The 7,715-nt window shown below is 67.6% G+C and carries 6 protein-coding genes; 1 reads left to right on the top strand and 5 read right to left on the bottom strand.

Annotation, left to right across the window (positions count from 1 at the left end):
* From HW466_RS15055 to HW466_RS15040, 4 genes are all read right to left on the bottom strand, one after another.
* Nucleotides 1–125, bottom strand: a 125-nt coding sequence (locus HW466_RS15055; protein ID WP_455708842.1) for a thiolase family protein, incomplete at its 3' end; no start/stop codon positions are given.
* 99 nt (nt 126–224) lie between these two features.
* Nucleotides 225–2,099 (bottom strand): class I poly(R)-hydroxyalkanoic acid synthase, encoded by a 1,875-nt coding sequence (gene phaC, locus HW466_RS15050; protein ID WP_151005503.1) that lies wholly within the window; start codon nt 2,097–2,099, stop codon nt 225–227.
* A 369-nt stretch (nt 2,100–2,468) separates the two neighbouring features.
* Nucleotides 2,469–3,308, bottom strand: a complete 840-nt coding sequence (pgeF, locus tag HW466_RS15045; protein WP_174906023.1) for a peptidoglycan editing factor PgeF — start codon at nt 3,306–3,308, stop codon at nt 2,469–2,471.
* 6 nt (nt 3,309–3,314) lie between these two features.
* The gene (locus tag HW466_RS15040) at nt 3,315–4,520 is read right to left on the bottom strand and encodes an RluA family pseudouridine synthase (protein WP_174906022.1); all 1,206 of its coding nucleotides are present in this window, start codon (nt 4,518–4,520) and stop codon (nt 3,315–3,317) included.
* A gap of 41 nt (nt 4,521–4,561) precedes the next feature.
* Here HW466_RS15040 and HW466_RS15035 point away from each other — a divergent pair, with 41 nt between their 5' ends.
* Entirely contained in the window at nt 4,562–5,386 is an 825-nt protein-coding gene (locus HW466_RS15035; protein WP_151005679.1) for an outer membrane protein assembly factor BamD, read from the top strand.
* 82 nt (nt 5,387–5,468) lie between these two features.
* On the opposite strand, the gene yoaA is transcribed toward HW466_RS15035, so the two are convergent.
* Nucleotides 5,469–7,712 carry a DNA repair helicase YoaA gene (yoaA, locus tag HW466_RS15030; protein ID WP_151005677.1) on the bottom strand — a complete coding sequence of 748 codons (2,244 nt, stop codon included), beginning with the start codon at nt 7,710–7,712 and terminating at the stop codon, nt 5,469–5,471.
* Between the last annotated feature and the right edge of the window lie 3 nt (nt 7,713–7,715).

The raw sequence follows: 7,715 nt of genomic DNA, 5'->3' as shown, positions 1-7,715 counted from the left end.
CCCGAACGCTCCAGCACCGCGCGAATCACCGTCGCGCCCAGCTCCGGTGCCGCGACCTTCGCGAGCGAGCCGCCGAATTTGCCGACCGCGGTCCGCGCGGCCGATACGATCACTACGTCCGTCATTTCCCTTTCCTCCAGGCCCGCACGACACGGCGCATCGCTACCGGCCCTGTTAAAAAAACTGCGGTGCACCGGACAGCGTGCGCCGCTGCCCGGCTTTCGTCAATCGCGCTGCAACACGTAGCGGCCCGGCGCCGGCTCGATCACCGGGAACTGCGCCGAACCGGCCTTGGCGGGCGGCGCCACATTGCGGCCGCCGTACTGGTCGAGCCACTCGACCCAGGTCGTCCACCAGCTGCCCGGCTGCTCGGTCGCGCCGGCAAACCAGTCGTCCGCGGATTCGGGCAGGTCGTTGTCGTTGACCCAGTAGCTGCGCTTCTTCTTCGCCGGCGGATTGATCACGCCCGCGATGTGGCCCGACGCACCGAGCACGAACTTCAGCGGGCCCGTCAGGATCGACGTCGACGCGTAGGCCGTCTGCCACGGCACGATGTGATCCTCGCGCGACCCGTAGATGAAGGTCGGCACGTCGATGCGCGACAGGTCGACGGGCTCGCCGCACACGGTCAGCGCACCCGGCACGCGCAGCTTGTTCTCGAGATAGGTATTGCGCAGGTACCACGCATACATCGGGCCCGGCAGGCTCGTCGAGTCGCTGTTCCAGTACAGCAGGTCGAACGCGGCGGGCGTGCGGCCCTTCAGGTAGTTGTCGACGACGTAGTTCCACACGAGGTCGTTCGGGCGCAGGAACGAGAACGTGTTCGCGAACTCGACGCCGCGCATCAGGCCCGGGGCCGCGCCGTTCTTGCCGCCGATGGTCTGCTCGCGCATCTGCACGTGCGCCTCGTCGACGAATACGTCGAGGATGCCGGTGTCGGTGAAGTCGAGCATCGCGGTCAGCAGCGTCATCGATGCGGCCGGATGTTCGCCGCGCGCGGCGAGCACCGCGAGCGCGGTCGCGAGCATCGTGCCACCGACGCAGAAGCCGAGCGTGTTGATCTGCTCGCGGCCGCTGATCTGCTGCACGGCGTCGATCGCCGCGAGCAGCCCTTCGTTCATGTAGTCGTCCCACGTCTTGTGCGCGACCGATGCATCGGCGTTGCGCCACGACACGAGGAACACCTGGTGGCCGCTCGACAGCGCATGCGCGACGAGCGAATTCTCGGGCTGCAGGTCGAGGATGTAGAACTTGTTGATGCACGGCGGCACGATCAGCAGCGGCCGCTCGAACACCTTGTCCGTCTTCGGCGCGTACTGGATCAGCTGAATCAGGTCGTTCTCGTAGACGACCGAGCCTTCGGTACACCCGAGGTTCTTGCCGACCACGAACTGCGATTCGTCGGTCTGCGAAATCTTGCCGCGCTGCATGTCGCCGAGCAGGTTCATCATGCCCTGCCGCAAGCTTTCGCCCTGCGTCTCGAGGATCGATTTCTGTGCGTCGGGATTGAGTGCGAGGAAATTGCTCGGCGCGGCGGCGGCCGTCCATTGCTGGACCGAGAATCGAATGCGTTCGCGCGTCTTCGGATCGGTCTCGAGCGCGTCGGCCAGCTCCTGCAGGTAGCGCGCGTTGAGCAGGTACCACGCGGCCGCGAACGCATGAGCGGGCGATGCCTTCCACGCATCCGCGCTGAAGCGCCGGTCCTTCAGTTCAGGCGGCTCGAGCTTCGCGGCGGCGGCCTGCTGCATCAGCGTCACGCAGTCGCGCGCATAGTCGGCCTGCAGCTTCTGGAGTCGTTCCGGCGGGATCGCGGCCACCGGCAGCTTCAGTCCCGCGAACGGCGAGGCCAGGCCGCCAAAGGCGCCCAGATCGGGCATCGACGGCATCTGGAACGGAACCGCTGCGGGGAACTGGAATGCGGCGAACGGATTCGCGGTGGTCGCCGCCGTTGCGGCGCGCGCCGGATCGGCGAAACCGCGCCAGGCGTTCAGCCATGCCTCGAACATCTGCTGCATCGGCTGAGTGGCCTGGGAGAATCCGGTGCTGCCCGCGGAAGCGCCCGCCTGAGCGGACGTCGACGAATTTTTCGATGCTGTCATTACCTGCCTTACCGGTGATTCGTGAGCGTCAATCGTGAAATCCTGCTCGCGCGCGGCATGCCGGCTGCGAGCCGGGCCGTCATGCTCTGGAGAGGCGTCTCCAGATTCTGCCGCAGTGCGGTATTTTTATCATTATCGTTTTCCCCATGTGAAGCACTGCGTCAAACAATCGAACATTTCTGCCGGGAGATAATCCGCGCGCAACAAGCGGGACAAGGCTTCCGGCGAGACATAAAACATTTTGACCGACTTGACTTCGCGATTATCCATTCGGTTGTCCATGCAACGCCGCATTGCCGCGCCAAAATCGCAATAACCAATTTCGCAGCGCAACAAACCAGGCCGCGCGCGCATGCGCGCGGTCTGCCGTCAATCGGCCAGCCAGATGGCCGCAGCCATGCGGCCGGTCACGCGCTCGCGCCGGTACGAATAGAAGCGCGCGGGTTCGGTGACCGTGCACGCGGTCCCGCCGCTCACGTGCGCCACGCCCGCGCGCGCAAGGCGCAAGCGTGCAAGCGCGTAGAGGTCGGCGAGGTACTTGCCGGGCGCGCCGTCGATCGCGGCGAACGCTTGCCGCGTGTCATCATGCTCCGACTGCGAGGCCGTGTCGAGAAACGCCTCGCGCACGTCCGCGCCGACTTCGAACGCCTGCGGGCCAATCGCGGGCCCGAGGTACGCGTGCAGTTCGTCCGTCGCGCCACCGGCGAGCGCCGCGACGCGGGCAGCGGTCTGCTCGACGATGCCGGCCGCGAGCCCGCGCCAGCCAGCATGCGCGGCACCGACCGCCCGGCCCCGCCCGTCGCACAACAGTACCGGCAGGCAGTCCGCGACCATCACGACACAGACGGCGCCCGCGCGATCCGTCACGCTCGCGTCGGCCTGCACGGGCGCCTCCGTCCCCGGCGCGGCCGCGATCACCTCGTCCGCACGCACGATCCGCGCACCGTGAACCTGTTCGAGCCATGCCGCGCGCGACTGGCCCGCCAGCGCGAGCAAGCGCGCGCGATTCGTGGCGACATGAGCCGGGTCGTCACCGGTGTGCAGGCCGAGGTTCATCCCGCCCGGCAACGCGGCGCCGTCCTGCCACCGCCCGTACGGGCCCTCGCTCACACCACCGTTGCGCGTCGTGATCAGTGCACGCACGCGCGACGACACCTGCCAGTCGGGCTGCACGCAGTCCTGCCACGTCAACGGCGCCAGATTCGTCATCGGCACTCACTCCTCCTCATCGTCGTAATCGTCGTCGTGATCCTGATATTCGCCGGCGAAATCGTCATCGTCATAGACGCCGTCGTCGTCGAACTCCTCGTCGCCCTGCCCGAAGCCGAGCGCCGCGACGAGCTCGTTCATGTCGTCCGGCAGCGGACAACGCCACTGCATCGTCTTGCCCGTGACTGGATGCACGAGGCCGAGCCGCCACGCGTGCAGCGCCTGCCGCGCGAACCCGCCCGGCAGCGGCGCGACCGAGCGCTTGCCGCGCGCGCGCCCGTACACCGGATCGCCGAGCAGCGGATGCCCGACATGCGAGCAGTGCACGCGGATCTGGTGCGTGCGGCCAGTCTCGAGATCGCACTGGATCGCCGACACCGGCTGACGTTGCCACATGCATGTGTCAACCGTGCGGAAATGCGTGCGCGCGGGCTTGCCCGACGCACCCGTGACGACGGCCATGCGTGTGCGTTCGCGCGGGTCGCGGCCGATCGGCGCGTCGATCGTGCCGTCTTCGGGCATCGTGCCCCACACGAGCGCGAAATAGCGGCGCTTCACCGTGCGCGCCTGCAGCTGGCGCACGAGGTCGGTCTGCGCGGCGAGCGTGCGCGCGACCACCATCAGGCCGGAGGTCTCCTTGTCGAGCCGGTGCACGATGCCCGCGCGCGGCAGGCCGGCCGCCGCGTCGCCGTAGCGGTGCAGCAGGCCGTTGAGGATCGTGCCGCTCCAGTTGCCCGCGGCCGGGTGGACGACGAGGCCCGCGGGCTTGTTGATGACGACGAGCGCGTCGTCCTCGTAGATCACGTCGAGCGGCACCGGCTCCGGCGTGAACGCCAGCTGTTCCGGCAGCAGGTCGGGCACGAGCTCGATTCTCGCGCCGAGCGGCACCGGCTGGCGGATCTTCGCCGGCGCGCCGTCGACCAGCACGCGTTGCGCCTCGATCCAGCTCTGCAGGCGGCTGCGGGAGAATTCGGGAAACAGCTGGGCAAGCGCCTTGTCGAGGCGTTCGCCCGCGAGCGACAGCGGCACTTCGACGACACGAGGCGCCTCGTCGGCCGCCGCGGACGGCACGACAGGCGGCTGCATCGCGTCTGCAGCCAGATCGTCATCGGGGGAATCCCCCGACGCAGCGTCGGCGGGCCGATCGCTTGGGCTATAATCTTCGCGATTTGACTTGCCCCGCGGGGCATTCTGCGAACTTGAACGGGTCATTTAGACTGGGTCACCGAGACTTGAAGCTAGGACATGCGAGCATGATGAATTCGACCAAACGTACGGCCAAAACCATCGCCGCCCGAGCTGCGGTGGTAGCGGCCGCGGCCCTCATCGCCGGCTGCCACGGCTTGCCGCAGAAGCAGGACGAGACGGCTACCTGGTCGAACAACAAATTATACTCAGAGGCCCAGGACGCACTGTCCGGCGGCGACTGGGGCAAGTGCGCGAAATATTTCGAATCGCTGCAAGGCCGCGATCCGTTCGGCCATTTCGCGCAACAGGCGCAGATCAACGTCGCGTACTGCAACTGGAAGGACAACGAAGCGGCAGCCGCCGACCAGGCCGTCGACCGCTTCATCCAGCTGCATCCGGATCACCCGGATATCCCGTACGCGTACTACCTGAAGGGGATGATCCACTTCAACGACGATCTCGGCCTGTTCGGCCGCTTCTCCGGCCAGGACATGAGCGAGCGCGATCCGCAGGCACTGCGCGAATCGTACGACGCATTCAAGGTCGTGGTCGACCGCTACCCGAAGAGCAAGTACGCGCCCGACGCCGCCGCCCGGATGCGCTACATCGTCAATGCGCTCGCGTCGCACGAAGTGCACGCGGCCGACTACTACTATCGGCGCGGCGCCTACGTCGCGGCAATCAACCGCGCGCAGCTCGCGATCAAGGACTACAAGGGCGCGCCGGCGATCGAGGACGCGCTGCACATCATGATCCTGTCGTACGGCAAGCTGAACCAGCCGGAACTCGCGGAAGACACGAAGCGCGTGCTCGCGGGCACCTTCCCGGACAGCCCGTACATCACCGGCCACTCGCGCCCCGGCACGAAGAAGTCGTGGTGGCAGTTCTGAGCGGCGCCCGCGCACCAACAAAAAACCCGGCCATCGAGCCGGGTTTTTTGTTGGTGCCGCCCGCAGCAGGCGGCCGCGCGCGTCACGCGCGTTTCGCCGCGCGATGCTCGTCGAAGAAGTCCTGCACGACTGCGATCTCGCGGGTGCGCTTGAACGGCGGCAGGCTCTGCCAGATTCGCCGACCGTAAGGCTTGTCGACGAGCCGCGTGTCGCAGATCATCAACACGCCGCGATCGGTCTCCGCGCGAATCAGGCGGCCTGCACCCTGCTTCAGCGTGATCACGGCCTGGGGCAACTGGTGAACCGCGAACGGGCTCAAGCCTTTCCTGGTCAGCGCGTCGAGCCGCGCGGCCAGCACCGGATCGTCGGGCGGTGCGAACGGCAGCTTGTCGATCACGACGAGCGACAGCGCGTCGCCGCGCACGTCGACACCTTCCCAGAAGCTCTGGCTGCCGACGAGGATCGCATTGCCGTACGACCGGAAGCGGTCGAGCAGTTCGGTTCGGCTGGCATCGCCCTGCACGAGCAGCGGCGTGTTCCAGCCGCGCGACTCGATCACGTCGCGCAGCTTCGACGCGATACGGTCGACCGCGCGCAGCGTCGTGCACAGCATGAACACGCCGCCGCCCGATGCCTCGATCGCCGGCAACGCGGCATCGAACACGGCATCGGTAAATGTCGGCGACGACGGCTGCGGCAGGTTGCGCGGCACATACAGCAAGCCCTGCGTCTGATAGTCGAACGGGCTCGCTAGGGTCATCGAGCGCCGCGAGCTGAGGCCCATCTGGGCCGCGTAGTGCGTGAAGTCGCCACGCACCGACAACGTCGCCGACGTGAACACCCACGCGCGCGGCACGCCGGCACGCTGCTTCGCGAAAATCGGCGCGACCGATAGCGGCGTTTCGTGCAGCTGGACGGTATGCGCGAATACTTCCACCCAGCGCACCTTTTCGTTCGGGTCGTCGGTCGCCGTCTTGTCACCGGCAGCCTCCGCATCGGCCTTCGCGGCCGCTTCCGCCGCACCGGGCGTGACCCAGCCCGCGAGCAGGTCCTGCAGTTCGCGCGCGCGCCGCAGGCACGCGCCGAGCGACTCGGCCCGCTCGGCCTGGCTCGCGAGTGTCGAGGCAAGCGCATCGAGCGCCACTTCGAGCGCGTCGAGCGCGCCGAACATCGGATGATCGTCGCCCAGTTGCGCCAGCGACATACGCACGATCTGGTCGTTCGCGAACGCGAGACGCAGGTCGCGCGCCGCGCGTTCGAGATCGCCGCCGAGCTTCACCCATTCGACTGCATCGCGCGCATGGCTCAGGCCTTCGGCCACCGTGTCGCGCGCGAGTTCGAGAATCTGCGTGGTCGACAGCGTCTCGCCGAAGAACAGCGTGGCCGTCTCCGGCAGCTGGTGCGCTTCGTCGAAGATCACCGTGTTCGCGTTCGGCAGCAGTTCGGCCATCCCGGTGTCGCGCAGCATGATGTCCGCGAAGAACAGGTGATGGTTCACGACGACGATGTCCGCCTGCTGCGCCTCGCGGCGCGCCTGCATCACGAAGCATTCCTTGTAGTGCGGGCACTCCTGGCCGAGGCAGTTGTCGCGCGTCGACGTGACCATCGACCACACGGGCGCCGTCTCCGGCACGCTCGCGAGCTCGGCCTTGTCGCCGCTCTTCGTGATCTTCGCGAACCGGACGATTTCCTGCAGGTACGCGGTGTCCTGGCGCGACGGCAGCCGGCCGTTGTCGGCCGTGCGTTGCAGGTAGTAGTGGCACAGGTAGTTCGCGCGGCCCTTGAGCATCGCGACCGTCACCGGCACCGCGAGCGCGTTGCGCACGGTCGGGATGTCGCGCTGGAACAGCTGGTCCTGCAGGTGCTTCGTGCCGGTCGACACGATCACCTTGCCGCCCCACAGCATCGCGGGCACCAGGTACGCGTAGGTCTTGCCGGTACCGGTGCCGGCCTCGACGATCAGCGTGTTGTCGCCGGCGTCGCCGTCGGCTTCGAGCGCAGCCCCCTCCGCGGCGGATTCGGCCGCCTTGTCGCCTTCGCCGAGGCGGCGTGCCGGCCGCTTGCGGGTCTCGAAGATTTCGGGCTCGGGCATCCGGCGCGCGGACGCCTCCATCGCGGACGCGACCGCGCGCGCCATCTCGATCTGCGACTGACGCGGGTGATAGCCGTCGAGCGCGCGCGCGAGCAATCCGCCGTCGCCGAAGATCGTGTCGAGTTCGTCGACGCGCTTGCGGCTCAGCTCGAACGTGCCTTCGGGCGCACGAACGCGCCCGGCGGACGACGCGTCACGCCGGGCATCGGGGTTGGCTTCAAGCGGTGAATTCAAGGC

The organism is Burkholderia territorii, assembly GCF_902833055.1.
Taxonomy (GTDB): Bacteria; Pseudomonadota; Gammaproteobacteria; order Burkholderiales; family Burkholderiaceae; genus Burkholderia; species Burkholderia territorii.
Note: the sequence above shows the minus strand (reverse complement) of the source record. Positions and strands in the feature narration are given on the sequence as shown.

What these genes read in the sequence shown, in the direction of transcription:
- HW466_RS15035 (WP_151005679.1), top strand. Translation starts at nt 4,562, where the DNA reads ATGATGAATTCGACCAAACGTACGGCCAAAACCATCGCCGCCCGAGCT.
- phaC (WP_151005503.1), bottom strand. Translation starts at nt 2,099, where the DNA reads ATGACAGCATCGAAAAATTCGTCGACGTCCGCTCAGGCGGGCGCTTCC.
- pgeF (WP_174906023.1), bottom strand. Translation starts at nt 3,308, where the DNA reads ATGACGAATCTGGCGCCGTTGACGTGGCAGGACTGCGTGCAGCCCGAC.
- HW466_RS15040 (WP_174906022.1), bottom strand. Translation starts at nt 4,520, where the DNA reads ATGACCCGTTCAAGTTCGCAGAATGCCCCGCGGGGCAAGTCAAATCGC.